The sequence below is a fragment of the Virgibacillus sp. Bac332 genome, from assembly GCF_003667785.1.
GTDB classification, from domain to species: Bacteria; Bacillota; Bacilli; order Bacillales; family Amphibacillaceae; genus Virgibacillus; species Virgibacillus salarius.
This window is the reverse complement of the sequence record NZ_CP033046.1, coordinates 1,365,697-1,392,074: the sequence shown is the minus strand read 5'-3', so window position 1 is coordinate 1,392,074 and position 26,378 is coordinate 1,365,697. Positions and strand designations below refer to the sequence as shown.

Here is a 26,378-nt window from a genome sequence, read left to right as displayed (position 1 = left end):
AGTTTAGGAGAATTGGGATGAACAGAAATTACGTTAATTGCAGTCAGCATCGTAGCCATTACCATTTTCATCGGGAAGGAAGATATCATATATCCATTTGTATTTCTTTGGACTGTTATTGCTATTTTTGTACAAGGACAACAGAGCCGTTTTTCAATGGACACTCGCGGCTTGTAGTATCTCTATTACTCTATTTATTATCGGTGTAGCATTGACTAAATGGAGGAGAATTAGCGTAATGTTACTGACATAAATGTAATTTATTATCATAATTTGTTATTTCCCCTTAAATTCTATGTTAACTCACTGATATTTTCGTTTGTTACATTTAGGATAGTTAAATTGTCGAAATATATCAGACCCTGTTTCGCCAGTTTTACTATTGAACGAGATAAACCTATATAGAGGAGGAAAAACAGTGGCACAGTCCAATCATACAACAAGAAAATATGCAATTTCTGCAGCATTAGTAACTTCCTTAGCTTTCACTCCTATTTTTAGTGGAAGTGTATTTGCCAATGCAGGTGTAGGCTCTTCAGAAGGGGATATTACCATTAATGAGAGCAATATTCCTAATGTCCGGAAAACCACCGTAGATGAATTCTCACTTATTCAGCTTGGAGATACAGGACAAGCAGTAGAGGATTTACAAGCAACGCTTCATGACAAGGGCTACTATACATATACAGTTGACGGTATATTTGGTCCTATTACTGAAAAAGCAGTAAGAGATTTTCAAGCAGACAAAAAACTACAAGTTGACGGACTAGTAGGGCCGAATACATCTGAAGCTTTAGCATTACCTGCAAGCAATCCATCTGGTGATTTAACTATTACAGAAGCTGGAAATTCTAATTCAACAAACATTCAATCTGATATTGTTGCTACTGCAGAAAGTGTCATAGGCACGCCTTATGTGTGGGGTGGAACTACTACGAAAGGCATGGACAGCAGTGGTTTTATTAATTATGTATTTAAGCAAGTCGGTATCGATGTTTCTCGAACCCATAGTGAGATGTGGGAGAATGACGGTGTCCATGTAGGCGCTCCTAACGTTGGAGATGTAGTATTCTTTGAGGGAACTTATGATACTGAAGGAGCATCGCACAGTGGGGTTTACATTGGTAACAATCAAATGATTCACGCAGGAAATGACGGTGTGCGTGTAGCAGATATTAGCATCGACTACTGGCAAAATCATTATATTGGTGCCAAATCTTTTATTAACTAGTGTAGACTAGTCCAACACAATCTTTTTATATGAATATGAACAGTAAAGGACATAGCCTGTTTGTTTAGATTAATAGGCTATGTCCTTTCGTTTACGCAATCTTTTCAGAATACATCGTATCACACTGACCATTAAAATAGACCTAATTGCTTTGGTGAGAGTCCGTCATAGCGTATTCCCAGCATTTCTTGAAGCTCCTTTGCATTACCGGCTGCATCGCCACCCGAATTATTATTAAATAGAACCATGATGTCCTTACTATGCCTGTGTAGTTCAGAAATTCTGTTTTTCCATTCTGAAAGTTCTGCTTTATTGTATTTATAAAGATAACGAACATCCCGCCAATTCGTTTCCGCACTGCTTGGTTTATTCCAGCCGTGAACGTTCCTACCATGCATTCGTATGAGTGTCAGGTCTTCATGCGTTACTTCAGGGACGGTTGGTATTGAGCTATCACCTGCTTGCGGCTCATCCACTATAGAATGAATCCATCCTTCCTCTTTCATAAAGGATAAGGTACTGTTACGATACTGGTCACTAAACCATGATTGGTTTCTAAATTCAAGTGCGACTGGAATCTCTCCCAGCATTTTCTTACAAAAACGTAAATAATTCACATTGTCCTTATTACACTCAAACCATGGCGGGAACTGAAATAGAACCATTGCTAATTTATTGGCATCCTGATACGGCTTTAAGGAATCTATAAATGCTTGAAACATTTCTGTTTTCGATTCAAAGGGATTTTCTTCACCGCGCTGATGCCCGGTCATACCTTGATAAGCTTTTACAACAAAACGAAAATTATCTGGTGTTTCCCTCACCCATTTTTGAGCATTACGAACAGGCTGTACTGCATAAAAAGAGGCATCAACCTCTACTACTAAAAAATGGCTACTATATTCAGGTAATTTATCTTTCGGCTTTATCTGTGGCGGATACAGAGAATAGTGGTCCCCCCACCCTGTTAATCCTATGTAAATCATCCATTTACCCTCCTGCTTCCATCATAGCACAGGATGGTTTTTAAGTTGAATCTATATAACTTTACATCTATGTATACGAAAGAGTACCGGATAGTCGATGGACTATTGATACTCTTTCATGCTTATTGTCCAGCACTCAATTCCGATTGTACCTGTTGAATTTCTTGTTGGGATGCTGCTTGTGCTGGTTTATAGAAACCATTTTGTATCGAGTAACTATATACTTTTCGTTGGCGAGATTCATCCCCGTTTCTTAAATTTATTAGCGTTTGTCTAAGCTGTGCATTATTAGCCTCACTAATGTAGCCTGCATAACTTTTCAGGCTCGCATTTAATCCGTTTAAATAGTCATTCACAATATCCTTATCCTGTAACATCTTTTTCCTCCTATTGTAAAAATGGTAAAAGTTGTTGCTGTGCTTGTCTAGCTGCTTGAGCGTCTTGAAGTAACATGGACTTTAATTCTTGATCGGTCGCTGATTGAGCGTAGGTCTCTAACTTATTGGCTATCATTCCATGCTCGCCGATCATTTTTCGAAGGTTCTCTAATTCCGTCTGCGTTAATTGATTCATGGCATAAACTCCTTTCAGCAATATTCGTGGTTAGTATCTCCAATTCTTGTGAAGATATTCCTCAAGAAACACAGATAATACTCGGATATCAAAAAGAAAAAGCATCCCTAATTCGGAATGCAACTGAATCGTTAAGGAAAGTATTTATATATTTATATTTATCGCAAACTAACTAAACAAAGAATGGATAACGCGTTGAATCTCTTCTTCCCCTCTGCTTAAAACGTCTATGAATACATCACTACGGTTGTTGATGGAATAAATTCGATGGTATAAGAGCTTCCAAGCTCCTTCTTTACACATTCCATTAATCTTACACCTGTTTGATTAAATCTTTTCTCAAGTTCAATTGCGTCTATTCGCAACTTATCGTTTTCCCAATCTATCCAATTCCCATATGCTGCTATCCAAAGCGTTAATTCTTTCGTTAATTCTCCTGATATGGGTATATCCTCTATATCAAGATTGCAGCCGCATTTTTTGCACCAGAACGGATCTGCACCCTCATCACCTTCCATTTTCAAATGATCTATTTTCCCATTTTCACAACAGCATCTCATATATATAAACCTCCTTATTCCTTTGCACGATTCGTGTTTTGTTGTTCTATCATTTGGACAAAATTTTGCGCAGTCTTCGACAATTCATGATTCTTTAACCATATTAAACCTACCGATCCAGATAAACCAACTGCATCAGAGATTTTATAAGCATGTATCGGGTATCCGCTATGCTGTTTAAGTAAGGTCTCTGGTACAATAGATGTAGCAAAATCAGATGAAATTAAATCCATTAACAAGGTAATATCCGAGCATTCACCAACCATATTTGGCTGTAGTTGACATCGAGAAAAAGCCTCTATAATTAAATAATGCACACCTAACCCTTCTGTACTTGGTAGTAGTAAAGGATAATGTTCAAGTTCATCAAACGATACTTCATGTGTGAATACATTGTGCTTATTCGATGTGATAAAATAAAACGGTTCTGCATGAAGATGAACAACAGAGAAATCATCCATATCAAGCGGTAAACGAATAATCGCTAGTTCGACCTTACGATCCCTAACTAATTTACAAAGATACAACGATTCATTTTGTTGAATTTTATAAGTAACATTCGGATATTGTCTTTTAAATTGACGAAGAATGTCCGCGAGACCGGCAAAAGAAAAGGTATTGATACCGATCGTCAACGTTCCATATAATCCACGTCCTACATCCTTCACTTCCATTTTTGCCTCTTCCATTAATTGGTTCATTCGTAAGGCATATTTATAGAGTGCTTTTCCTGCCTCGGTTACCTCAAAAAACTTGCCACTTCTTTCTACTAATTTTGAACCCAACTCCTCTTCCATCGCTTTTAAATGCTGGCTTAATGGTGGCTGGGAAATATGAAGTCTTTCAGCAGCGGCAGAGATCTTTTTTTCCTCTACAATCGCTATAAAATATCGCAACTGTCTAATATCCATTTTAACACCTCCACTTTTATTATATGAAAAAGTTAAGTAAAATTAATTTTTTAAATATTTTTCATATAACTAACACCATGGTAGCATAAAAAGTATAAAGTGAAACTTACTTCAGTGGGGGTTTTGTTTATCCCCCAAGTGAGGAGCTTACTACCAGTTATATGTCGGGATAAAAGGAAAAAGGAGTTATATTCATGTATCTATTTATCCTAATATTATGTTTCTTTCTGCTAATTGGATGCCATGAATTTCCAAGTTCCTCCAACCATCACTCCACAGAAAAGAAGGTGAACACATTGAATCGACAATTATTTGATGCAGCTGAGAAAGGAAATACGAACGAGGTTCTAAAACTGCTTAAAGCTGGCGCTAACATCGATGCAACAAACAGAAGCGGAACTACACCTGTGCTTGCAGCAACCTATCATAATAGAGTAGCAACAGTAAAGCTCCTAATTAATCAAGGTGCTGATATTGATATTCGTGATGATAGCCTAAATAATGTGCTTCTATATGCTGGAGCAGAAGGATTATTGGAAATTGTAAAACTCTCCATCGAAGCAGGAGCAGATACCAATCTCACAAACCGATTTGGTGGAACAGCACTGATCCCAGCAGCAGAACGCGGCCATGTCAATATCGTTAAAGAACTGCTGACTCATTCGGATACCGATGTTAACCATATTAATAATCTACATTGGACAGCCTTGTTAGAGGCGGTAATACTAGGTGACGGTGGAGAGGAGCATCAAGAAATTGTAAAACTATTAGTTGATCATGGTGCCGACATTGATATGGGGGATAGAGAGGGAATTACCGCTCTACAACATGCACAGAATAACGGATATCAAGATATAGTAGCTATTCTAAGCAATGCAAAGTCAGCTAATTAATATCATGAGAGGAGGAGTTAAGAAGTGAAAAATGATTATTGGTTAACAAATGTCCGATTAGAAACGGGCTACCGTTATGGAAATAGCATGATTATCGGTACGGAGACAGAACATTTTCATATCCGTATTGTAGATGGAAAGGTTAATCAAATAATCCCAGCAAATATTCCTTTGGATACGAACGTCCCAAGGCACGATGCAAAGCATTATTTAATGCTACCAGCATTCAGAGATATGCATATTCATATCGACAAAACTTACTATGGGGGTAATTGGAGAGCACCAACACTGGCAACCAAAGGGATATGGACAAGACTTGAAGAAGAGGAAACATTACTTCGCCAATTACTACCTGTGGTCGAAGAAAGAGCAGGAATATTAATCAACCTCTTACTGCAGTCAGGATCCACTCATATTCGTACACATTGTAATGTCGATCCAATTATTGGTCTGAATAATTTAGAAGCGACGCTAAGAGCACTAGAAACGTTCAAAGATAAAGCTTCTGTGGAGATCGTTGCTTTCCCACAGCACGGGCTATTACGTAGCGATGCCGTATCTCTCATGAGAGAAGCGTTAAAAACTGGAGCTTCACTCGTAGGTGGTATCGATCCTGCCTCGATTGATAATCATATTGAGAAATCGTTACAAACTGTGTTCGACCTTGCAATTGAGGCTAATGCAGATATAGACATACATTTGCATGATCCTGGTCACCTTGGTATTTTTACATGTAGGCGATTGGCAGCATTAACGGAGGAAGCTGGTTGGCAGGGAAGAGTCACTATTAGCCATGCCTTAGCTCTTGCAGACATAGCAACTGAAGAGGTAAGTGAGGTCGCAGCTTTATTAGCACACCATGGTATTTCAATCACATCTTCTGTACCCCTTGGAAGAACCATCCCAATCCCGCTTTTACAAGAAAAAGGAGTAGCGGTATCACTTGGTGACGATAGTATCATCGATCACTGGTCTCCCTTTGGAAAAGGAGACAGCCTAGAAAAGGTAGGAACACTTGCCGAACGCTTTCATCTCAAAGACGAGCAATCACTTGGGCAGGCACTAGGCTTTATTACTGGAGGAATCACGCCATTAAATCAAAATGGAGAGATGATTTGGCCAAAAACTGGGGACGATGCTAACTTTGTCTTTGTAGATGCAAGCTGTTCTGCCGAAGCCGTTGCTAGGAGAGCGCAACGAATGGCAGTTTTATATAAAGGTAAGATTGTTGCAGGAGCAATGTAATCGTTAAAGAGAAAGGATAGAAAAAATATGAGTTCTACTTTTTGGCTAACCAATGCTAGATTGGAAACTGGCTATCAGGTTACTAATAATTCAATTACAGGTACCAAAACGGAAGCATTTCACCTCAAGATTTGTGACGGAAGAATCGCTAAAATTATATCTGCTAATGAATCACTGCCTGAGCATCTTCCCAAAAAAGATGTAAATCACTTGTTAATGCTACCATCTTTTGTTGAACAACATTGTCATTTAGATAAGACCTTACTAGGTGACCAATGGCATTCAGCAACCCCCGCGCCTACTATTTTTGATCGACTTAAACTAGAAAAAGAAACACGACAAACTTTAGATACGACCATTCAAGAAAGAGCAGAAAAATTATTGAATCGCTATTTAATGTATGGTGTTACACATGTACGTACCCATGTAGATATTTATCCAGAAATTGGCCTAAAGCACTTTGAAGAAGTTCAGAAGATATTACAAGCTTTTGCAGGAAAATTAACGTCTGAGATTGTTGCATTTCCACAACATGGATTATTACGTTCAGGTGTACAACATTTAGTTAGAGAAGCTTTAAAGCAAGGTGCTCAGTTTGTAGGAGGAGTTGATCCTGCGACAGTGGATGGTGATATTGAAGCATCTTTACAAGCCATGGTCGAGCTTGCTGTCGAAGGTAACGCAGGTATCGATTTACATTTACATGATCCAGACCATTTAGGTATCTTCACTATGAAAAGATTAGCAGAGCTAACCAAGGAGGCCGGTTTACAAGGTAAGGTTGCTATTAGCCATGCATTTGGTCTCGGTGAAATCTCTCCTTCGGAGGCAATGGAAGTAGCAGAGCAATTGGCTGAAGCAGGAATAACCATTATTACAAGTGTTCCCATTAATCGAAGAGTTCCACCTGTTGACTTATTACACAGTAAAGATGTGCCGGTTGCAGTTGGCTGTGATAATATTTTTGATGTTTGGTCACCATTTGGAAATGGCGATATATTAGAACGAGCGGGACGATTAGCAGAAATCTTTACGTGGATAGATGAACCCGCACTCGCACAAACACTTTCCTATATTACGGATGGCAAAACACCGTTAAATCTTGAAGGTAAGCAAATATGGCCTTGCCTTGGAGATGATGCGAATATGGTTTTTGTGGACGCAAGCTGTTCTGCTGAAGCAGTAGCTAGAAGATCACAGCGAGCAGCAACGATGTTTAAAGGAGAAATTGTATCAGGTACTTTTTAAGCAGGAACACCCTTGTTACATCCAAAAAATCTCCCACTTTATATATAATTAATTAAATCTAAATAATACGCCTTTAGTTGCTCTTTTAACGAAACAGGCTCAACAATTCGTATGGTTTTTCCAAAGCTAGCTAGGTAACGAATGATAAAGTCTACTTCAGTAGGCTCATAAGTTCCGACCAAATAATAATCATTATGTTCTTCTTTTATTTTCATAGAGGGGAACTGGCTCTGTATGAATTGCTCGATGCCTGTTTTTGTTATCTCACATTTAAACGGAATAGCTTGATCTGTAGGCTTCCAGAAAACATGTGCATTTTCTATAGTGATACCTTCTACGTCTATCATATCCACATCCTCCACTACCTCTATTGACTTTATCCGATCACAGCGAAAGACACGATACGCTTTTTTATTCAAATCAAGAGATTGGCAATACCAATAGCCCTTCATAGCATAGATAGAAATAGGTTGAATACGGCGAATTGTCGTCTGCTTTTCTGTGGTATAGACTATCGACAAAATTTGATTATTAGTCGAAGCTAATAGAAGCTCTTCTAAATAAGCACATTCATGTAGCTGCTCTGCATGAAAGAATGCGACTCGTTTTTGCAAGCTATCTATTTGCTTTCGCTGTTTTGTCGTGAGTCCTTCTAAAAACTTTTCATGAACGGAACGATAGGATATTTCAAATGGCGTACTCGTAAAGCTCTGTAGTGCCTGCATGGCAAAATAAAGCGCGAACACTTCTTGACTTGAAAATGAAATCGGCGGCAAAGTAATTGGTTTTACTAAACGGTATCCGCCGTATCTCCCATATTCGGCGTATAAAGGTACGCCCATCTCCTCAAGTGAAGCTATATCTCGAAGTGCAGTCCGTTTCGAAATTTGAAATTCATTGATGACATCTTTTAGTGTAAAACGTTGCCGTTGATTAACGAAACGAAGCATTTGATTTAAGCGCTCACTTTTTTTCATAAAATCCCCCTTAATAGTGCCAATAGTTGTCACCTTTATTCTATATACTCATCAGTATAACAAACGAAGGAGGCATTTCAATGAATGTTGAGGTTATTCCTTTCCTATCTTTAAACGGACAAGGAGCAAGAGCAATTGCATTTTATGAGCAATATTTAGAGGCTACGGTTCTATTCAAAAAAACTTATAAAGAAATGAAGGACATGGACCCAAAGTTTACGTACGCAAAAGGGCAAGAGGACTATATTACACATTCTGTCTTACAAATTGGATCGAACAAGCTGATGATTGCCGAGGAAGCAATGGATCAAACCCGCTCCTGGCAGTTAGATAACAGCTCGTCTTTATGTGTTCAAGCAAAGGACTATAACGCGATTTATACTATCTATGCAAATCTTCTAAAGCATGAAGACGTCCACATTTTAATACCCTTTGAAAAAAATGCATTTAGTTCTGGATATGGTATTGTAAGAGATCCCTTTGGAGTGATTATTCAATTAGCCGTAACGAAACATGAATTTTAGACTTCTAAAGCCTACGCGACTAAACCTAATGAGGATGGAACATAACGAAATCAGTATAGTGAACTACTCCCACCACTTACCACCCTTACGGGTTGCTTGAAGTGGGGGCTTCTTGGGTAATCGCCACTTTTGGTAGCTGACGAAATGGACCAAGCTAACCCTCTTGTTACAAGAGTTTATATTTTCATTAGGCACTTGCTAATAAGCGAATGCCTTCTTTTTTGATATGGAGAGCTGAATTAATCTCTTTCGGGATTTAGCCCACACGAACAAGCGTAAGTTCTAATTTCTATAGGCATTGGTTGGGTATTTCCGCAACTCGAACAAGTTTGGTAGATGGGAACCATTTATCAAACTTGTTCGAGTTGTTTCCCTTGTTCTTTTAGTTTGTACTGTAAGAAAGAAGTGAACATTCCCCATCCATTGAAAAATCTAAGCCAACAACTTTTTCAATTTCCTTCCTTTTTATCTCCTTCTCGTACTCTGTAAGAATAGAAATATAGTATTTTCCTGATGAAGTCATAGACAAGGTACAAGATTTGATGTTGTACTCCGAAGGAATTGCTCGCATCTTGAACAGCTGTACTTACTCATGGATCAAATTGTCCTGTTCAATGCCTAATTTCATAGCAACAGTTATTCGTTTTTTTCCATTACTGCAAAATAATTTTCTTCACTATCTGCAAAGTTAAAGACTTTTTCCGAAGGCATATGTACCATTTCACCAACTGTGACGCCTTTGCTAGATAAATCCTTATATAGCTTTTCTAGATTGTCAGTAAAAAACATCAAGGAAGGTGTATCAAGATTTAATTCAGGCTCCATTTTTGCAATAACGCTTTTATCATGAAGTACTATCCTTGTTTCGGCTTCCATTGTTAGAGCAATCTCAATCCATCTCATTCCCTGACCATTATTTTCATCAGTAATGACCTGAAAACCTACCTTTTCTCTCCAAAAATGCACTGCTTCATCTTGATTATTTACATACAGCATGAGCTGCCCTACTTTATTAATCATTCTATTACCTCCGTATCTGTTATCATCTCCTTATTTATTTCTACATTCATCGCAAATATCCTTTTCATTTCATCTAGAACTGCATGAATAAATGGAGGACTAATAAATATACACTCCTTATCCACTTCCATTCAGTTTCCATAGCCTCAAAAATTATATTTATTTAATTTTTCTTTTATAACCATCATCGAAGTATGAATTTCATGTATCTCACTTTCAGATAGTCCGCTAAACAATTGATTTATTTGTTGATCTGACTGAATATTAATTTTAGCTAGCTGTTCCTCTCCTTTTTTTGTTAAAAAGAGAAAGTTTTTTCTATTGTCTCTTGCTGAGCTTTTTTTCTCTATTAATGCTTCCTTCTCTAATTTACGCAAAATCCTGCTCATATAGCTTTTATCCATATTAAGTTTTTGAACGAGATTATTCGCAATACATTCAGTTTCTTCGCTAATTTCGAATAATATGCGTGCCTCGGTTAATGAATAATCTGTATCTAGAATGTGGTTATTAAATAAACCAAGTACCTTTGTATAAAATCGATTGAATTGCCTGATATCATAAATAATTTCTTTATCCATACGTTCTCCTTTAGTTGACTTTGTCCACTTTTAATATTACTATAACTATACCCTTGAAATGTTGACTTAGTCAACTTTTTAAGGGGAGAACAGTTTAACAATCTTTCGTAATCTTTAATGAGAACTATTTGGAGGGGGTATTATATGATTATTCGAGAAATTAAACAAGAAGACAATGCACAAATAAAAAAGATCATACAGGATTCACTAAAATCACTTGGTTTAGCGATTCCTGGTACAGCTTATTTTGACCCTCAACTTAACGATCTTCACCAATATTATACGGAGTTAAAACATGCGAACTATTGGGTGGTAGAAATGGAAGGAGAAGTTGTTGGCGGAATTGGTATAGCACCGTTTAACGAACATGACCATGTTTGCGAATTGCAAAAGCTCTACGTAAGTCCAAAAACGCAAGGTTTAGGATTTGCAAGGAACCTGATGGAAACAGCTCTGTCATTTGCATCTAAACATTATTCAAAGTGCTACTTAGAAACACAGCATGAATTAACAGCTGCATGTATATTATATGAAAAATTTGGATTCTCTCTTTTGGATGAACCACTGTCTGGTTCTGACCATTCCGCCATGAATGCGTGGTATATAAGAGATTTGAATTAGTAATTAATAAACTTCTTTTTAATGCTATATACATCCATAAATTTCAATCATTACCAAAGAAGTGTTCTTTCATAAAGTGAAACTTCAATTAACGGGGGGCTTACTGCTAGTTATATGCGGAATAAACAAAAGCGCAAGTGCCCGATTAGAAACGTAGCGACTGGAGCGAGTCAACGGAGATAATTAATCACGGTGTGCTTGCGAGCCGATGATGATTTAGATTAGGACGATTCGTGAAGTCCTCTAGTTTCTGGGTGCTGTGCTGGACGCCGCCCAACACGCCCATATCTACATGGGCACTTTTATAATTTCCTAGACTAGAATAAAAGATGGGATGAATATATAGTTTTCACACCATCTTTTTAAACTACTCTACAAATAATACTGGCTTTTGTTTTGATTAAAGCTTAACAGCTATTCCTGCCGTTTCTTTAAAGAAATTTTTATATAGTAGTATATCCAAATCTGTACTTCTTTTTCTTCAGTCACCGTTATTTTTTATGTCATGGTCATTTACAGGCATTTTCGTACCAGTAAAGGGATTTAACTCATATGTCATATCTCGATTGTAATCCTTTTCTGTTTTCCGAACATTTTTTCCTAAAGCAACAAAATACATTATAAAAGGCACAAAAGCAATGAGTATAACAATTCTTATTATCCAATCCATTGAATATACCTCCCTTTATTTTGTATTACGTCCTTTAATTAATTAAGTTTCACCTTTTCCCAAAACGCTACTATTATACGAAACATGGGGTCATTGTGAAAAAAACACGAACTAGAATGAATAAAAACACTCAAAATTGAAAGAGGTGGCCCACTATCAACAAAAAAGCGAAATCAAGTACTGACAACAGTAAACTTATTTATTTCATTTAACTATATTTAATCGTTTTATAAAAAGGCTGAATTATTTTTTGGTTACGTAGCTATTCTTGAATGAACTAAGAAAAATTCTTGAAGCTATACTTGGGAATATAACAAAGATGACTAGACATCGTCAGTTAACCAAAAATACAACACCTATTTAATTTCAACTTATTGACCTACACTAAGGTTTCAGTTTTGTAGTTTTCCCTTTTTAGCATACTTCATAGGTTCAGGTAATAAAAGGTTTAATATAGCTGCTCCTACTAAAATAACAATTGATAAGTAAAAGGAAATGTTATAACTACCTGTCTCACTATAAAACAGCCCTGGTAAATAAGCACCTAATGCTGATCCTATTTGATGACTTAGAAATAACCATCCTAAGATAAATCCAATGGAATATTCTTTAAAATATTGAGTAGCCAATAATTGAGTAGGGGCTACAGTTGCAAAATCAACTAATCCAAATAGCACTGCAAAAACAAGTAGTAAACCAGAATTATGACTATATAATAGAATACAAATTGATATTGCTCTAACTACATATAGAAAGAATAACATTTTCCGACTGCTCCAACGATCAGCTACTACACCAGATATTAAGATTCCTAAAATATTAAATCCAGCAAGTATACTTATAGCTGCACTAGTGACACTTGTTGAAAAACCATGATCATGTGAAAATGGAATTAGGTGTGTATCCATTAATCCTGTGGTAGTAAAACCACAAATAGCAAAAGGTAAAATTAAGAACCAAAATTCTCTTTTTAGAAATACTTGCCATATCGAAAGGTTTGTATTTAAAGCTTTCTTTGCGTCTATGTCTTCTTCAATAACTTCCCCGCCAATAGGGGATAACCCCTTTTCTTTAGGATGATTTCGTAAAATTAAAAGGACAATTGGAAAGACAACGAAAATTAAAAAAGCACCTAAAATAATAACAGTCATTTTCCAATTAAACCAATGGATTAACATGAGAGAACCTGGAACAAGAAACATTTGACCAGCACCAAAACCTGCTTCCATAATCCCAAATGCAAGGCCACGCTTTTCATTAAACCAATTAGTTACAACCACTGTTGCAGCTACATTAGAGGCTCCTCCTACACCAAGAGAAACCATAATTCCATAAAGAAAAAATAACTGCCAAGGGTGATGTACAAAAGAAGTAAGTAAAATACTTATTCCTACTAGAAAAGTGCTGAAGGATAAAATAATACGAGCACCTAATTTATCAACTAGCCTGCCAATGATTGGTTGGGAAAGTCCATAAACAATAAAGCTTAAAGTTGAAATAAGGGAAATTGTTCCTCTATCCATTGAAAATTCAGATTCCCATGGTTCTACAAAAGCACCAAATGAAAGGCGTACACCTTGAACAGCTAAAAAAGTTAAAAATGTCACAAAAACGATAATCCAACCATAATGAAATTTTATCTTCATATCTTCTCCTAAAAAAATAATTATTTGGTCCTTAGATCTAAATCCCAACGTTCTTCTATTAAAGTAGATCCCCACAATGATTTTTCTTCTTTTTCTGCTGTTATTTCAAATCCAAATTTTTTATATAATGGTCTGGCAGTTACCATATCACTAACCGTCCAAAGAAAAATTCGTTCAAAATTATGTTCTTTGCAATATTGAACTAAAGATTTAATAAGTTGAGTGCCCACTCCCTTTTTTTGAAATGCTGGATTTACTAGGAACCACCTTAACTGTCCGGTCTCGCTTCCATCATTTACTAAACCAATACAGCCTGCAAACTGTCCACAACTTTCCGCTATCCAGATCCTTTCTATTTCAGAGTCAAAGGTCTCATGAAGATATGCTAAAAAACTTTTATCCCATTTGTATACTTGGCTATAAAATAACCATTGCTGTTCAATCATGTTTTTTATATCTTCCGAAGTATAATAGCTCCGGATAGTAACGGCTTCTTCTTTATCTTGAAATGAATGAGAAAGAATTTCTTGTATCGTATTCATTGAAGAAATCAGCCTTCGTTTTTGACCATCTTCCAAACCTTCAAGAATATATCCCACTTGCTGATTAGCCTTCTTCTCCAGCTCTTTGTATATTAATTCTCCATGATTCGTGACATATAGATGATAATTACGACCATCATCTTTACATTTTTGCTTATAAATCATTTTTTCCATTTCGAATTTTTTAATAATTCTACTTACATAACCACCATCTAAATCTAATTTTTCTTGAATATGTTTAGCTGTACAATTTCTAGTGTTATAAATCTCAAATAAAATACGAGTTTCCGTTAAAGAAAAAGGACTATCGTAGATATGTTCATTTAAAAAGCCTAGAATTTCTGTGTAAAACCGGTTGAATTTCCGTAACTCAAAACCACATTCATTTTGTTCATTATTCATATTGCACACCTCTTCCAAAGTCTAATAATTTATTAAATACATAATTATTTCATAATTTTAAACAAAATACTTGCTTTAGTCAATTATTTATTTTTTTCTCCCTCTTCGTAGAACCTCAAGTTAGCTACATAATCTTCGTAAAGCATGCTTATAATAATTTCATCCGAATATGTATTCTTCAAATATAAGGATTGTCTTAAAACGCCTTCTTTTTGAAAGCCAGCTTTTTCATAAGACTTTATGCCACGAATATTATGTGAGAAGACTTGCAGCTCTAAGCGATTTAAGTTTAATTCCTCAAATGTAAATTTTTGTGCAAGCCGTGTAGCTTCTGTCCCATACCCTTTTCCATAGTTGTCCTTACCATGAAGCGCTATTCTAAACATTGCCTTTTTATTATGTTCATCAATTTCTTGAATCGATAAATCACCTATAATTTGGCCATTTTCTAATAAACAAATAGCTAAATCATGACGCGTCTCATCTTGGCTAAAGCTTTTATAAGCTTTAACCACCTCCTCCATTGTAAATACGTTACGTGTGCCAGTCATGTATAACCCTTCATCCTCTTGGCATCCCTTAAATATACTTTCCATATCACTATCACAGATAGGTCTTATGTATACATAACTTCCTTTGATCATGTTTATAACCCCTTCTTTGATAATTTTTACTTAACCATATCAACTTATCTTCTATTTAAATAGATCGTTTTATAAATAGCTATGCCTAAAACAATGATGAAACGTTTTTGACATCATGAAAGGCACTAACAAGTGATTTGTCAGTGCCTTTCATTCATCTAGAATAGACTATTTTTTTAACCGTTTCTGTAGATAAATAATATTGTATTGCCAAAGCTTCAATTGGTGTTCCACAAGTAAAAGCTTTCCTTATAAGCCATTTATGCCAGCCCCTTAATTAATATAAATAAAAATAAGCATGCAAAGCCAATTTATAAGAAATGAATCCTAAGCAAATTATACAAATTGCTCATGTAAAAATCCGTCTTCTATTGCCATTTTCCAATTAAACTGTTGGTACCAGAAATAAGGCCACCATAAGCTTCATTTGTGATATAACCTCTGTCTTTTTGTCGATCAAGTAACCGCTTAAACCCTTTCAAGTGTTTCACAATCTTTTCTTCTTCTTTTTTCTGTTCAAATCGTTCCACCACGGTCAGATGTATGTTCAAAGCATGCACAGTGCTTTTCTTTTTAAAAGCACCAATTTCATCATAATAGTCAACTAATGCACGTAAATCGGCTATTGTTGATACTGGTACTGCCTGCTCGATGCGAAGATTATCCAATATAAATGTACCTTCCCCAGTGTCCATATTTACGGATGTGCCATCATTAAAGAGACCGATATAGGTTTGACCATTTTCTGAGCCAGTAATGGTAAACTCTGCTGTGTTTGTTTTTATAGATGCTGGGAGTAATTCATTCGTTGTTAATCCATTTGCCTTGTCGATATTTCGAACATCAATCGCTTGGTCACCAACGATGAAGCGATACGAATCAGCAGTTGTTTGATAGTCAAAGCTCACTTTATACGTTACACCTGGTTTAAAATGAAAGTGTTGTGGAATAGTTCGGTATACTAATCCACTGTTTCCGGTATTCACCTTCAGAGACCATTTCCCCTCAAGTACATCATCAACTATTTTTTTGCCTGCCCAACCTTTTTGTGTATATGGTGTATGAAGCTCTGCCAAGTGAATGCGGTTATCTTCTACACCCTCTGTATTACCTACAACAAAAGGATAAATTCCCTGGACAACTGTTTCAAAATCCTGTTCAAATACACCTGGTGAGCTGTAATTATTCAATGAACTTTGCACAATTCGGATGTCATCAAATCTTGTATTCCCTTCCCCGGCTTCACGGCCAAGCGATAATATAGCTGTATCACTTTCAGCGATAAAACTTACTTGCATCCGCTGCATATTACTGTTGTATCCATCATTTGTGGCATGTGAATCAGCTTTTACGTAGTTCTTTTGTAAGCTACGCAATGTATAATTGCTAACCTCCTCTACGCCACCCATAACAGAAATTGAAGCCTGCCCATCACTATTGTTCTCCACATATACTTCTGCTACATATTCCGCTCCAGGTTCTAAATCGGTTATCGTTCGAGTTACAATTGTCTCTTTTTTCGGACTGTCCATATTCAAATAATAGTCGCCACTGCTTAAATTTCGAGCATCCTCTGCTTGGTCTGTTCTATTTACACTGACAGCTTTCTTATCACCTTTAACCTTTGTAAACTTATCTTTAATTGTCCCTGTATTAAACCCAGAATCATGAATATGGTTACCAGTACTCCATTCCTCAACCTTTATTTGTTGATCGTCGCCAGCAACAATAATATAAGGAGTTGCTGCTTCCGCGTTCAGTGTAATTTGATTATCAACTACCTCTACCTCATGCATATCCGTTCTACCTTGATCTGTTAGCTTATAAACTTTTAGACTCGCAGCATCCTCGTATTCATTCGGAAGTGTCCATGTAGTCTCTCCACCTTCCAAATTCCAGTGATATAGTTTATTAGAATCAGGTGTTGGTTTCTCGAAATCCTGCTCGATCCATGGCAGCAAATACGTATGACCGTCAAGTATGACATTGTCATTAAGACGAATGATTCGTTCTCTCGAATCATTTTTTCGTCTCACTTCAACTTGATCTCCATTGCTTGGATCCTTTAACTTGATTGCTTTTTCTAAATTGGTTTTCGTTGGGTCACCTTCTGTTGTTTCCCAATTCATTACATAATATTTTTGTAAAAACTTCGTCGGTAAATTCGTATCAAATGTCATGCGAATGAAGTGATCGAAGTTCTTATCCGATTGCCATCCTTCAAAACCAGCTAACTCAAATCCACCAAGTAATGGATGATCCGCTGTACCTCCCACTTCTGGCCAATTTAGTACCCAGGAATCTTTTTGATGATTACTAATAAAACGAAGCACTTCAGAGTTAATACCCTTGCTTGCTGAGCCACCATAATTTTTGTCCGTTGCCCAATGCTGCCATGTGGAATAATTTGGAACAGCTGTACCAAATTCTGTTGTCATCCTCCACCCTCTGTCCACAATTTGCTCAGCAATCCGATCGGACTCCCATTGATCCTGATACCAAACATCTAGGTATATAAAATCAAGTTCAGGTGCGGCTGCTTTTAATTCATCCAATCTTTGAGCACGTGCACCCGAGTACAAATCTTTCAATTTATCAATAGTGTATGACTGGTCTAACCACCCCCACCCTTTGGCATTAGGACCGTTAATCAAATCGTCACTAAAAGCATCTGCTTCTGGATACGTTTCTTGGGCATTAATGTGAACACCAAATTCCGCATTGTACTGATGACCCTCTTCAATAAGTTTGTTTAAATCTATTGAACCACCCATACGCTCGCCAATATCACCGTAATCTGGGTGAGCACTGTCATGTCCTTCATTTCCATAACCTTTAAGCAGAACAGCCTGTCCTAATCCATCTGTTGCAAGTGCTACCTTTTTAACATTGTCTAGCGTTTTCAGAAATGGCTGCTGGGTCTGTGAGCCAAAATTCATGGCAATGCGCATGCCTACATTATTGTTTACGTTTTCCGATCCCTTAATCGTCTGCATAATATCACGGTATGCAATTGCTCCGTCCTGCCAATCTACGTTGTTATCTGCGTTTAAATCCTCTGCAATGGCAATTTTTATGGTCGGCTTATTAGAGGATGGTTCTGACATAAACTCCCTATGGTAATAAAGAGCGTTGGATGCAATACCTAGCGCTTTATTACCATTACCATTTACGTACCGGTTGGCAATCAAGTTATGGTAGCCATCTACTTCTGAACTGGACCATACCCCTGCACTTAGTTCGTTTGTTGACAGGAAGGCAGCATAGTACCCCTTTGAACTTCCTATTTCCTCCATTGATGAGTCTACATTCACAGTCGTATCACCGGGCTTGGTAACATCACTACTGAGATTGGTTAATTTAGCATTTGCATCAGCTTGCGAAGCATTTACTGAGATAAAATTCATATCTGCAAATTCGATTGTTTCAATGGTGGTATTCCCGTTATTATTTATTTCCTCAAAGCTATAAACAACCTTATTGCCATTCACTTTTAGTGAAAGGGTAAACGTAGCATCAAGGTCCTCAAACTTATCCTGAACAGCTAGCGTATAAATCACTTCCTGATCACTAACCTTTTCAAAGCTTACTTCAGGATAGTAAAGCATATTATTTATTTTTAATCCATAAACTGGTGATAGCTGCCCATTCATTACACTGTTACCAACAGAGTATTTGATTACTCTAGGAAACACTTCATCAATTGTTACATTCATATAATCTGAGCTTATTGTCTGCTCTATTGGCTCTAGATCTGGTGGATCTGGAGGCATGTACTCCTTCATATGCACATTCGAAATCGTAATATTAGCAGCTCCGCGGCTCTTCTCTAAGCCAATTAATCCCGCTTTATCTACACCACCAGACTGCGTCCATGATCCTATTTTTTCATCATTAATGAAGAGCGTTGCTGAATCATTAATAAATCGTACACGCAAATGGTATGTTTGGTCTGCCTCTATCGCCATCCCTTTCGTTAGCGAAGTCCATTTGTTCACTGGACCGAAGAGCTCATGGAAGTACTGATTGTTCTGATCCTCCGTTCCCACATACGTATACGCAGAGGGATCTTGTACTCGAAAAATAACTCCGAAACGATTCAAATCTGTATCTGATGTAATGTCTGCTTCAAAAATACCATTTTTCATTTCTTCCATATTTTTATAGACTATTTTATTTTTTCCGCTCGATGTAATTCCAAATGTTGCAGACCCATCATCGTGATAGGTTATCGTACCGTCACCTTGAATAATTTCTAAGTCCCCTTCTTCCAAGTTCTCATCATTAATTTCTGTCTGATTACTAGTAGAATCAATAGTTTGTAATCCCTCCCCGCTTGGTGATTCTTTTGAATTTTTATCCTTTTTTCCAATTTTCTCCTCCACTGCAGATCTCATGTTGCTGTTCCCCTTTTGCTGTGTGATTTCAGTTGTTTCATCTCCAGCAGAAGTATCTTGATTCCAACCTTCTGCATAAGCTGATGAGCGATTAATTATACTTAGATAAGAAACAGTTAACATAAATGCTAGTAACACTGTACATACTTTCTGTGCACATTTTTTTATCATTGATCCATTTACCTCCTTTATTTTAATAACTTAAATTAGATTGGGAGGACAAGTAGGTTTATTTCCATAAAGTGAAACTTCAATCAGTTGGGGTTTTGTTTAACCTCACTACTGCCAATTATGTGCGGGATAAAACAGGAACCTCCCTACAATTGCACGGTTACAAATTAAGGTTAACGTTGTTGAAACGCTTTCACAACAAAGATGTTGTTCTATTTTTTATGAATATTTCTTATTATTAGATTTATTAGTTCATTAAAGAGATAGTGCGAAGTAGTTCTATGAATCTTTTATTTGAAAAGCAGCCAATTACCTAATCCCGTTTAATTACTTGTTACTAAAACAGAAAAAGAGAGAAACACCTTGGGAACAAGGCGCTTCTCTTCAATTCAATTCTTTATTATCTCAAAATATACTTTTTACCAAGTGCCCACATAACAACACTTATACTCAAAAAATATAATGGCATCGTAATCAATGAACCATTATGAAGAAAACTCATTCCCGTCGTTACTAAACTAACTAACATGTAATAGCCTAAACTGAAAACTGCCCCGGCTGTTCCTATAACATCTTGAAAATCCACAAGCGCAAGGCTCAAACAGTTTGGTAAAGCAATACCTGCTCCTATTAACATGATAAAAACTGCAACTAAAATACCTAGCAGTAATGCTAGATTAAATGAAGCTGTGAAAATAACGGCCAATGTTAATAACAAAGAGCCTACAATCATTACGAAGCATCCAAGGTGAATAATTCTCTCTGGCTGATATATGGTTAATAATTTTCTTGAGATTATAGCTCCAATAATAGATGCCAACGCCACAATTATACCTAGGAAACCAAACATACCTGGAGACATATGAAAGTGTTCCATAAAGATAAAGGGGGCTTCCGCATAATAGCTGAACAAAATTCCGTTTATACCACCAATTAGCAATCCAAAGACAAAGACACGTGGAGAAAAAACAATTCGTTTAGCAACAGGCAAAATGGCGACTCGTTTTCTTGTTAAACCATTCGTTGTCTCCGGTAGCCTGAAAAAAGCATAGATAAACAACAAAATACTCATTATAACAAGCACTAAAAAGACAGCCTTAAACCCAAGTTCCTGATCCACCCAACCACCGATAAGTGGACCTACTGCAGGTGTGAAAGCGATAACTGCAGATATTTGTGCAAACATAACATGTCTTGTACTTCCAGACATACTTTCTCGTAAAATGGTTTGCGTAATAACTGACCCAGTAGCTGCCCCAAAAGCCTGAATGAAGCGGCTAACAAGAAGGAAAGTAACGGTTTCAGAATAAAAACACATCACACTTCCTATTACATAGAAAACTAAACCACTTAGCATTGCTGGTCTCCGGCCGATTAAATCAGAGACCCATCCCCAACAGAAAACCCCGAAGGCGAAACCAATAAAGTAAATACTTAAGGTTAACTGCACCGAATTATTTGTAGCACCAATCGCATTAGCAATATCCGGCAAAGCTGGCGTATAGATTGTTTCGCTAATTTGTGGAAAAGCCACCAGAACAATCATTAAAAGTAAAGATGGTGCTGTATATTTTTTCATTTTTTGCCCTCCTACAAGCATGGTCTATGTTAAAAACAAAGAGACCAGCTAGGGGAAGGGCGGTATCATTATTAATATACGATTATAAAATAACATTATTAAATCACCTTCGTATGCAATAAAAGTAGGAGAGCATAGTCTGATAATATTATAGGAGTTTTTATCCTTTTTTGAAAGAGCTATTTTATCCTCTTTAGTTTTGTCACAGCCCAAATTAAAAGGTATTCATTTAACTCTCCCCTTTTTATATTTGGATTGTTATCTATTAACCTCTCATATCCAAAAACCCTTTCTAAAAGAAAGACTATGAAGATGACATGGCACCTATCCTATGCAAAGTAGATTTTCATTCAGTAAGGATGGATACATTTTGTCTTGACGTTCGCACTCCATATATGTATAATCTAAATCGTAATCATTACGATTTATGAGGAGGAGTATTTATGCGTATTTCATTTATAAAATGGTTTAGCATAGTAACCATTAGTTCGTTACTAGTATTAGCAGGGTGTCAAAATTCAGGCTCATCTAAGGAAGATAATGAAAAATCATCATCCGGCAACACTTCTAAACAGCAAGAGCAAACAACTGATAATACAAATGAGCATGATCATAATCACGACCATGATCACGACCACAGTCATGCACTTGATGAAGAAACAAAACAAATTTACGAAGGGTATTTTGAAGACAGTCAAGTGAAAGATCGTTCACTCTCAGATTGGGAAGGTGACTGGCAATCTGTATATCCATATTTACAAGATGGGACGCTTGATGAGGTATTCGTTTATAAGGCTGAAAATGAAGGTGATAAGACAGCTGAAGCGTATAAGAAATATTATAATAAAGGCTATCAAACGGATGTTGATCGTATCCTAATTCAAGGGGATATGGTAACGTTCTTCAAAAATGGCGATAAATATACAGGTGAATATACCTATGATGGGTACGAAATCCTAACATATGACGCGGGAAATAGGGGAGTAAGATACATATTTAAACTAGTTGAAGAAACCGAAGAGCTTCCTCAGTATATTCAATTCAGTGATCATAGTATCTATCCGAACGAAGCTGGGCATTACCACCTATATTGGGGTGACAGCCGTGAAGATTTACTGGAAGAAGTCAACAACTGGCCAACCTACTATCCATCAGAAATGGATGGTCACGATATTGCCCATGAAATGATGGCACATTAACCAATCATGGTTAGACATATGTAAATTATGTATTAGAATATGATAGTCGTAGCAGTTGATAACTAGGGTATTCGGAAAATTGCGAGGATAGAGCCAGCTCTTAACCTCTTTCCATCCAATAATCCGATTACCCCTTTTTCATTACTGTGCTAGTTGTCTATGTGTACATTCGTTGATTTTATTTTATTTAAGTGAAACGAACATGTAATGAAAATTAAAGCTAGAACTACAAATAAACCACTAATCCAACTTAAATATAAAATGGAAATATACTGTATGATTATACCTCCGAAAGCAGCCCCAAGAGTCATCCCAACATTCATCAATGCTGTATTAAAGCTTAGTATCGTTTCAGACGAATCCGGCTTCAATGTAATAAGGTAAAATTGCTTCGCAGGTGTTGTTGTCCAAGTAGCTGCTCCCCAAACCATTACGGTAATAAAAACGCCTATTGTTGACTGCGTTGTAAACGTTAAAGAAAATAAAGCCATTGCGTGAATGAATAAACTAATTGATATCGTTCGATTTGGACCCCATTTATCTACTGCATACCCCCCAAATCGAGAGCCAATAAAAGCAAACGTACCTAAAACGAATAATACGACACTAATCATCTCTATAGATAATCCAGCAGTTGTACCTAATAACGGCGAAATATATGCAAACACCATTGTATATCCGAGAATCCAAAATACGGTAGTTAGTAACCCTGTAAATAGTCGCTTATCCTTGATTATCTGTATTTGTTGCTTAAAAGGGAGTGGCGTATTCCCTTTAATCCAAGGTAATCTTTTGTAAAGGAAATATAAAATAAGGACCGTGATGAAGGCAATAATTAGAAAGATATACCGCCAATCTACATAAGCTGCTAAATATGTTCCTATTGGAACTCCAAGTACTAACGAAACGGTAAAGCCCGTGATAACAGTTGCTATGGCACCACCTCTTTTTTCAGGCGTAGAAATTTGAGCAGCATAATTCGTTGCAACTACAATATACAATCCACCACTCATAGCCATAATAACTCGTGATATCATAAGTAAAGCGTAGTCATAACTAAAACATGCAATTATATTTCCTAAGATAAATGTAAAGATGGAATATAATAATACTTTTTTTCGTTCAAATGTTGCAGTTAACATAACCAAGACGAGTGCTCCTATAGCATAAGACAAAGAATATACGGTTATCAATTGACCTGCTAATGCAATGGTTATATCTAAATCAACAGAAATAATTTCTAAAATTCCAGAAACAACAAACTCTGCAGTACCTGTAACAAATGCTCCTAAAGCAAGTAAAAATATATTTAAATTTAGTTTTTTATTCAATTTCTACAGCTCCTTATCACTTCAAGACTTGTTCTCATTTTATGCCCTGTGATAACATAAGTAAAATTGATATTTTTAATGAAGGAGATGAGTAATAACTCATGAGTCTTATTCGCTTTGAAATTATAACGAAAGTGATGGAGGTGGGGAGTTTTACCAAAGCCGCGGAAAGGTTAAATATGACCCAATCAGCTGTAAGTCATGCTATTGCCAGTCTGGAATCAGAATGGGGTGTGACCTTATTAATTCGTGATCGCCGAAAAGGGATAGCACTTACAGAAGTGGGGCAAAAAATCCTTCCTCATATGAGAGAAGTGCTAAATAATATAGAAAAAATAAACCAGGAAGTAGCTCTAGCAACTAATCTAGAAATAGGCACGATTCATATTGGTACTTTTTCGAGCGCCTCTTCTTGTTTATTACCAAAAATACTTGCAAAATTTCAAAAAAAGCATCCTAAAATAGAATTTAGATTTTATGAGGGGACATACGAAGAAATTACCGAATGGCTGAATTCAGGAATTATAGACATAGGGTTTGTTGTGGAGGATAGATCGACCTCAGACTTTGATCTTGTACCTCTAATAAAAGATGAAATGGTTATCGCTTTTCATCCAGAACATAAGTTTTTTAACAAACAAACGGTAAATATGCAAGATTTACAAGATGAACCTTTTATCATGCCAACAGGTATGTACCAAGCACATGTAGAAGCGTTGTTTAAGCAAGCAAATGTTAAACCTGTTATCCGCTTCGAAGTACATGACTGTAATACAATAGCCAATATGGTACAGGAAGGGCTCGGAGTTACAATCGGTCCAGCGCTATTTCTAAAAACACAGCAAACTATTAAAATAGGTAAATTAAATATTATTAATTGGCGTGAAGTTGCACTAGCTTGCAGTTCAATTTCAAATGCATCTCCCGCTGTAAAAGAGTTTCTTAAGGTTGCTAAACATACTTTCGATCAACCTAAATAATAAAGTGAAACTTCCATCCGTGGAGGATTGTTTATCCCCATTGATTGGTAGTAATGACCTAAAGACCATTGAATCAATCGGACATTTGCTAGCAGTCGAACCCCCTCTTACCAATATTGGGTTCACTTTTTTGCTTGAAGTCAGGGGCTTACTGCTAGTTATATGTGGGGTAAATGGGATACCTATCATAAGTAGTTCGTGATCAAAGATTTAGCGTTTCCCTTGTTCATAGGCACAAGGCGATATAACCAAGTATTAGATCTTTCACTACCTTTATATGCAACGCTTAAATCTCTAATACGTAAATAAAGAAATATAAAACTATAACATACCTAACAAAAAAAGAATCGAGAAGACATACGAATAGTACGTCCCGATTCTAGTCTAAAAGAAATTTACTGTTATATTTAGATTGCTCCAACCTACTCTTTATCTAAATAGAGAAGTTCTATTACTTTCTTTGTTGCCTGTGCAATAAGCTTATCATTATAATCAGCATCCTCTTTATCCCGATCAGAAAGTATGGCAAGAACAATCGGATCACCTTTTGTTGGCCAAATGATAGCAATATCGTTTCGCGTACCATATGAAGCAGCTCCCGTTTTATCTGCAACCTCCCAATTACTTGGAACACCTGCACGAATCAAATTATCTCCCGTCGTATTTCGCTTAAGCCAATCTACTAATATCGTTCGTTTTTCCTCTGGAAGTACATCTCCAAGTGTGAAAGCTTGGAGGCTAGTAACAAGTGCCTTTGGTGTGCTAGTATCAGCTGTTTCTCCTGGTGTAAATTCATTTAATGCTGGTTCCTTTCGCTGGGGATTAGTAACCTCATCCCCTAAACCCCTCAGTGTATCTTTCAATCCACTAGGGCCACCTATTTGATTGAATATAAGATTAGCTGCTGTATTATCACTAAAACGAATAGAAGCATCGGATAGCTCCTTTAGCGTCATCCCTGTATCCACATGCTTTTCTGTGATTGGGTTATAATTTACAAGGTCATCTTTAGTATAGGTAATTCTTTGTTCTAAATCTTCCATTGATTTTTGTTGTAACAGCGCTCCCACCGCTAAGGCTTTATGCGTTGAAGCATATGCAAAACGTTCTTCTGAGCGATAAGCTATCGTTTTATTTGTTCCAGTATCTAGAGCAAACACACCAAGTCTGGCATCAAATTCTTTCTCAAGTTTGCTAAAAGTGGCCTTGATGTCAGTTTCTTGCTTCTTTTGGTTACTATGATTACTTACCTCATTTTTCGAGCAACCTACTAAAGCAATAAATGCTAACAGTAATAAAATTCCTGTCCACTTATATTTATTTGATCGGCAAAGCTGCGTACATACTTTCATGAAAAATCTTCCTTCTTTCTATATGTTTTTTATTCCTAATAACTCCTTCTCGTCGATTACTCCTACATCGTTCACAGCGTGACATGAAGGTGATT

The 26,378-nt window shown here is 36.7% G+C and carries 25 protein-coding genes and 1 pseudogene; 8 read left to right on the top strand and 18 right to left on the bottom strand.

All coding sequences use genetic code 11. From position 1 onward, the window contains the following. The first annotated feature begins 418 nt into the window (after positions 1-418). Positions 419-1,231, top strand: coding sequence for a C40 family peptidase (locus D9782_RS06670; RefSeq protein WP_026682124.1), 813 nt, complete (start codon positions 419-421; stop codon positions 1,229-1,231). A 131-nt stretch (positions 1,232-1,362) separates the two neighbouring features. On the opposite strand, the gene D9782_RS06665 is transcribed toward D9782_RS06670, so the two are convergent. The 5 genes from D9782_RS06665 to D9782_RS06645 all read right to left on the bottom strand — a co-directional run bounded on the left by D9782_RS06665 (position 1,363) and on the right by D9782_RS06645 (position 4,261). After that, positions 1,363-2,217 carry a DUF72 domain-containing protein gene (locus tag D9782_RS06665; RefSeq protein ID WP_026682123.1) on the bottom strand — a complete coding sequence of 285 codons (855 nt, stop codon included), beginning with the start codon at positions 2,215-2,217 and terminating at the stop codon, positions 1,363-1,365. A gap of 122 nt (positions 2,218-2,339) precedes the next feature. Further along, positions 2,340-2,594: a spore coat protein gene (locus tag D9782_RS06660; RefSeq protein WP_026682122.1), complete on the bottom strand. Its 255-nt coding sequence runs from the start codon at positions 2,592-2,594 to the stop codon at positions 2,340-2,342. Positions 2,595-2,604: 10 nt separating this feature from the next. Then, positions 2,605-2,790 (bottom strand): hypothetical protein, encoded by a 186-nt coding sequence (locus D9782_RS06655; RefSeq protein WP_026682121.1) that lies wholly within the window; start codon positions 2,788-2,790, stop codon positions 2,605-2,607. 227 nt (positions 2,791-3,017) lie between these two features. Beyond that, positions 3,018-3,350, bottom strand: coding sequence for a hypothetical protein (locus D9782_RS06650; RefSeq protein ID WP_026682120.1), 333 nt, complete (start codon positions 3,348-3,350; stop codon positions 3,018-3,020). 14 nt (positions 3,351-3,364) lie between these two features. Then, positions 3,365-4,261, bottom strand: a complete 897-nt coding sequence (locus tag D9782_RS06645; RefSeq protein WP_121604362.1) for a LysR family transcriptional regulator — start codon at positions 4,259-4,261, stop codon at positions 3,365-3,367. A 296-nt stretch (positions 4,262-4,557) separates the two neighbouring features. Between D9782_RS06645 and D9782_RS06640 the strand changes: the two genes are divergently transcribed. The 3 genes from D9782_RS06640 to D9782_RS06630 are packed head-to-tail and all read left to right on the top strand — an operon-like array spanning position 4,558 to position 7,647. Then, positions 4,558-5,154, top strand: coding sequence for an ankyrin repeat domain-containing protein (locus D9782_RS06640; RefSeq protein ID WP_121605834.1), 597 nt, complete (start codon positions 4,558-4,560; stop codon positions 5,152-5,154). 24 nt (positions 5,155-5,178) lie between these two features. Further along, positions 5,179-6,399: an amidohydrolase family protein gene (locus D9782_RS06635; RefSeq protein ID WP_121604361.1), complete on the top strand. Its 1,221-nt coding sequence runs from the start codon at positions 5,179-5,181 to the stop codon at positions 6,397-6,399. Between the two features lie 27 nt (positions 6,400-6,426). Continuing rightward, on the top strand, positions 6,427-7,647 hold the full coding sequence (locus D9782_RS06630) for an amidohydrolase (RefSeq protein WP_026682116.1): 1,221 nt from the start codon (positions 6,427-6,429) through the stop codon (positions 7,645-7,647). A 38-nt stretch (positions 7,648-7,685) separates the two neighbouring features. Here the strand turns inward: D9782_RS06630 and D9782_RS06625 are convergent, their stop codons facing one another. Then, complete coding sequence (locus D9782_RS06625) at positions 7,686-8,624, bottom strand: helix-turn-helix transcriptional regulator (RefSeq protein ID WP_026682115.1); 939 nt, start codon at positions 8,622-8,624, stop codon at positions 7,686-7,688. A gap of 80 nt (positions 8,625-8,704) precedes the next feature. Here D9782_RS06625 and D9782_RS06620 point away from each other — a divergent pair, with 80 nt between their 5' ends. Further along, complete coding sequence (locus D9782_RS06620; RefSeq protein WP_026682114.1) at positions 8,705-9,148, top strand: VOC family protein; 444 nt, start codon at positions 8,705-8,707, stop codon at positions 9,146-9,148. A gap of 187 nt (positions 9,149-9,335) precedes the next feature. Here the strand turns inward: D9782_RS06620 and D9782_RS23530 are convergent. From D9782_RS23530 to D9782_RS06605, 4 genes and pseudogenes are all read right to left on the bottom strand, one after another. After that, positions 9,336-9,734 (bottom strand): annotated as a pseudogene (locus tag D9782_RS23530) (zinc ribbon domain-containing protein); the annotation flags it as partial. 50 nt (positions 9,735-9,784) lie between these two features. Continuing rightward, the gene (locus D9782_RS06610; protein WP_121604360.1) at positions 9,785-10,168 is read right to left on the bottom strand and encodes a VOC family protein; all 384 of its coding nucleotides are present in this window, start codon (positions 10,166-10,168) and stop codon (positions 9,785-9,787) included. Beyond that, complete coding sequence (locus D9782_RS23770; protein WP_255637590.1) at positions 10,165-10,299, bottom strand: hypothetical protein; 135 nt, start codon at positions 10,297-10,299, stop codon at positions 10,165-10,167. The genes D9782_RS06610 and D9782_RS23770 overlap by 4 nt, the downstream gene beginning before the upstream one ends. Positions 10,300-10,314: 15 nt before the next feature. Further along, complete coding sequence (locus D9782_RS06605) at positions 10,315-10,749, bottom strand: MarR family winged helix-turn-helix transcriptional regulator (RefSeq protein ID WP_026682112.1); 435 nt, start codon at positions 10,747-10,749, stop codon at positions 10,315-10,317. 144 nt (positions 10,750-10,893) lie between these two features. Here D9782_RS06605 and D9782_RS06600 point away from each other — a divergent pair, with 144 nt between their 5' ends. Beyond that, positions 10,894-11,370: a GNAT family N-acetyltransferase gene (locus tag D9782_RS06600; protein ID WP_121604359.1), complete on the top strand. Its 477-nt coding sequence runs from the start codon at positions 10,894-10,896 to the stop codon at positions 11,368-11,370. Between the two features lie 481 nt (positions 11,371-11,851). On the opposite strand, the gene D9782_RS06595 is transcribed toward D9782_RS06600, so the two are convergent. From D9782_RS06595 to D9782_RS06570, 6 genes are all read right to left on the bottom strand, one after another. Further along, positions 11,852-12,040, bottom strand: coding sequence for a hypothetical protein (locus D9782_RS06595; protein WP_026682110.1), 189 nt, complete (start codon positions 12,038-12,040; stop codon positions 11,852-11,854). A 392-nt stretch (positions 12,041-12,432) separates the two neighbouring features. Next, positions 12,433-13,686 (bottom strand): MFS transporter, encoded by a 1,254-nt coding sequence (locus tag D9782_RS06590; protein ID WP_121604358.1) that lies wholly within the window; start codon positions 13,684-13,686, stop codon positions 12,433-12,435. Positions 13,687-13,706: 20 nt separating this feature from the next. Next, positions 13,707-14,630: a bifunctional helix-turn-helix transcriptional regulator/GNAT family N-acetyltransferase gene (locus D9782_RS06585; RefSeq protein WP_121604357.1), complete on the bottom strand. Its 924-nt coding sequence runs from the start codon at positions 14,628-14,630 to the stop codon at positions 13,707-13,709. 83 nt (positions 14,631-14,713) lie between these two features. Beyond that, positions 14,714-15,274, bottom strand: coding sequence for a GNAT family N-acetyltransferase (locus D9782_RS06580; RefSeq protein WP_121604356.1), 561 nt, complete (start codon positions 15,272-15,274; stop codon positions 14,714-14,716). 368 nt (positions 15,275-15,642) lie between these two features. Then, positions 15,643-19,842 (bottom strand): endo-alpha-N-acetylgalactosaminidase family protein, encoded by a 4,200-nt coding sequence (locus D9782_RS06575; RefSeq protein ID WP_121604355.1) that lies wholly within the window; start codon positions 19,840-19,842, stop codon positions 15,643-15,645. Positions 19,843-20,242: 400 nt separating this feature from the next. Next, positions 20,243-21,421 carry a multidrug effflux MFS transporter gene (locus tag D9782_RS06570; protein ID WP_121604354.1) on the bottom strand — a complete coding sequence of 393 codons (1,179 nt, stop codon included), beginning with the start codon at positions 21,419-21,421 and terminating at the stop codon, positions 20,243-20,245. A 443-nt stretch (positions 21,422-21,864) separates the two neighbouring features. Here D9782_RS06570 and D9782_RS06565 point away from each other — a divergent pair, with 443 nt between their 5' ends. Continuing rightward, positions 21,865-22,620 carry a metal-binding protein ZinT gene (locus D9782_RS06565; protein ID WP_121604353.1) on the top strand — a complete coding sequence of 252 codons (756 nt, stop codon included), beginning with the start codon at positions 21,865-21,867 and terminating at the stop codon, positions 22,618-22,620. Positions 22,621-22,769: 149 nt separating this feature from the next. Here the strand turns inward: D9782_RS06565 and D9782_RS06560 are convergent, their stop codons facing one another. Continuing rightward, positions 22,770-23,951 (bottom strand): MFS transporter, encoded by a 1,182-nt coding sequence (locus tag D9782_RS06560; protein ID WP_026682104.1) that lies wholly within the window; start codon positions 23,949-23,951, stop codon positions 22,770-22,772. Positions 23,952-24,052: 101 nt separating this feature from the next. Here D9782_RS06560 and D9782_RS06555 point away from each other — a divergent pair, with 101 nt between their 5' ends. Beyond that, entirely contained in the window at positions 24,053-24,931 is an 879-nt protein-coding gene (locus D9782_RS06555; RefSeq protein ID WP_121604352.1) for a LysR family transcriptional regulator, read from the top strand. A gap of 422 nt (positions 24,932-25,353) precedes the next feature. Here D9782_RS06555 and bla read toward each other — a convergent pair whose 3' ends face one another. Further along, positions 25,354-26,283 carry a class A beta-lactamase gene (bla, locus tag D9782_RS06550; protein WP_026682102.1) on the bottom strand — a complete coding sequence of 310 codons (930 nt, stop codon included), beginning with the start codon at positions 26,281-26,283 and terminating at the stop codon, positions 25,354-25,356. Between the last annotated feature and the right edge of the window lie 95 nt (positions 26,284-26,378).

What these genes read in the sequence shown, in the direction of transcription:
- D9782_RS06665 (WP_026682123.1), bottom strand. Translation starts at nt 2,217, where the DNA reads ATGATTTACATAGGATTAACAGGGTGGGGGGACCACTATTCTCTGTAT.
- D9782_RS06660 (WP_026682122.1), bottom strand. Translation starts at nt 2,594, where the DNA reads ATGTTACAGGATAAGGATATTGTGAATGACTATTTAAACGGATTAAAT.
- D9782_RS06655 (WP_026682121.1), bottom strand. Translation starts at nt 2,790, where the DNA reads ATGAATCAATTAACGCAGACGGAATTAGAGAACCTTCGAAAAATGATC.
- D9782_RS06650 (WP_026682120.1), bottom strand. Translation starts at nt 3,350, where the DNA reads ATGAGATGCTGTTGTGAAAATGGGAAAATAGATCATTTGAAAATGGAA.
- D9782_RS06645 (WP_121604362.1), bottom strand. Translation starts at nt 4,261, where the DNA reads ATGGATATTAGACAGTTGCGATATTTTATAGCGATTGTAGAGGAAAAA.
- D9782_RS06630 (WP_026682116.1), top strand. Translation starts at nt 6,427, where the DNA reads ATGAGTTCTACTTTTTGGCTAACCAATGCTAGATTGGAAACTGGCTAT.
- D9782_RS06625 (WP_026682115.1), bottom strand. Translation starts at nt 8,624, where the DNA reads ATGAAAAAAAGTGAGCGCTTAAATCAAATGCTTCGTTTCGTTAATCAA.
- D9782_RS06620 (WP_026682114.1), top strand. Translation starts at nt 8,705, where the DNA reads ATGAATGTTGAGGTTATTCCTTTCCTATCTTTAAACGGACAAGGAGCA.
- D9782_RS06610 (WP_121604360.1), bottom strand. Translation starts at nt 10,168, where the DNA reads ATGATTAATAAAGTAGGGCAGCTCATGCTGTATGTAAATAATCAAGAT.
- D9782_RS23770 (WP_255637590.1), bottom strand. Translation starts at nt 10,299, where the DNA reads ATGGAAGTGGATAAGGAGTGTATATTTATTAGTCCTCCATTTATTCAT.
- D9782_RS06605 (WP_026682112.1), bottom strand. Translation starts at nt 10,749, where the DNA reads ATGGATAAAGAAATTATTTATGATATCAGGCAATTCAATCGATTTTAT.
- D9782_RS06600 (WP_121604359.1), top strand. Translation starts at nt 10,894, where the DNA reads ATGATTATTCGAGAAATTAAACAAGAAGACAATGCACAAATAAAAAAG.
- D9782_RS06595 (WP_026682110.1), bottom strand. Translation starts at nt 12,040, where the DNA reads ATGGATTGGATAATAAGAATTGTTATACTCATTGCTTTTGTGCCTTTT.
- D9782_RS06590 (WP_121604358.1), bottom strand. Translation starts at nt 13,686, where the DNA reads ATGAAGATAAAATTTCATTATGGTTGGATTATCGTTTTTGTGACATTT.
- D9782_RS06585 (WP_121604357.1), bottom strand. Translation starts at nt 14,630, where the DNA reads ATGAATAATGAACAAAATGAATGTGGTTTTGAGTTACGGAAATTCAAC.
- D9782_RS06580 (WP_121604356.1), bottom strand. Translation starts at nt 15,274, where the DNA reads ATGATCAAAGGAAGTTATGTATACATAAGACCTATCTGTGATAGTGAT.
- D9782_RS06575 (WP_121604355.1), bottom strand. Translation starts at nt 19,842, where the DNA reads ATGATAAAAAAATGTGCACAGAAAGTATGTACAGTGTTACTAGCATTT.
- D9782_RS06570 (WP_121604354.1), bottom strand. Translation starts at nt 21,421, where the DNA reads ATGAAAAAATATACAGCACCATCTTTACTTTTAATGATTGTTCTGGTG.
- D9782_RS06565 (WP_121604353.1), top strand. Translation starts at nt 21,865, where the DNA reads ATGCGTATTTCATTTATAAAATGGTTTAGCATAGTAACCATTAGTTCG.
- D9782_RS06555 (WP_121604352.1), top strand. Translation starts at nt 24,053, where the DNA reads ATGAGTCTTATTCGCTTTGAAATTATAACGAAAGTGATGGAGGTGGGG.
- bla (WP_026682102.1), bottom strand. Translation starts at nt 26,283, where the DNA reads ATGAAAGTATGTACGCAGCTTTGCCGATCAAATAAATATAAGTGGACA.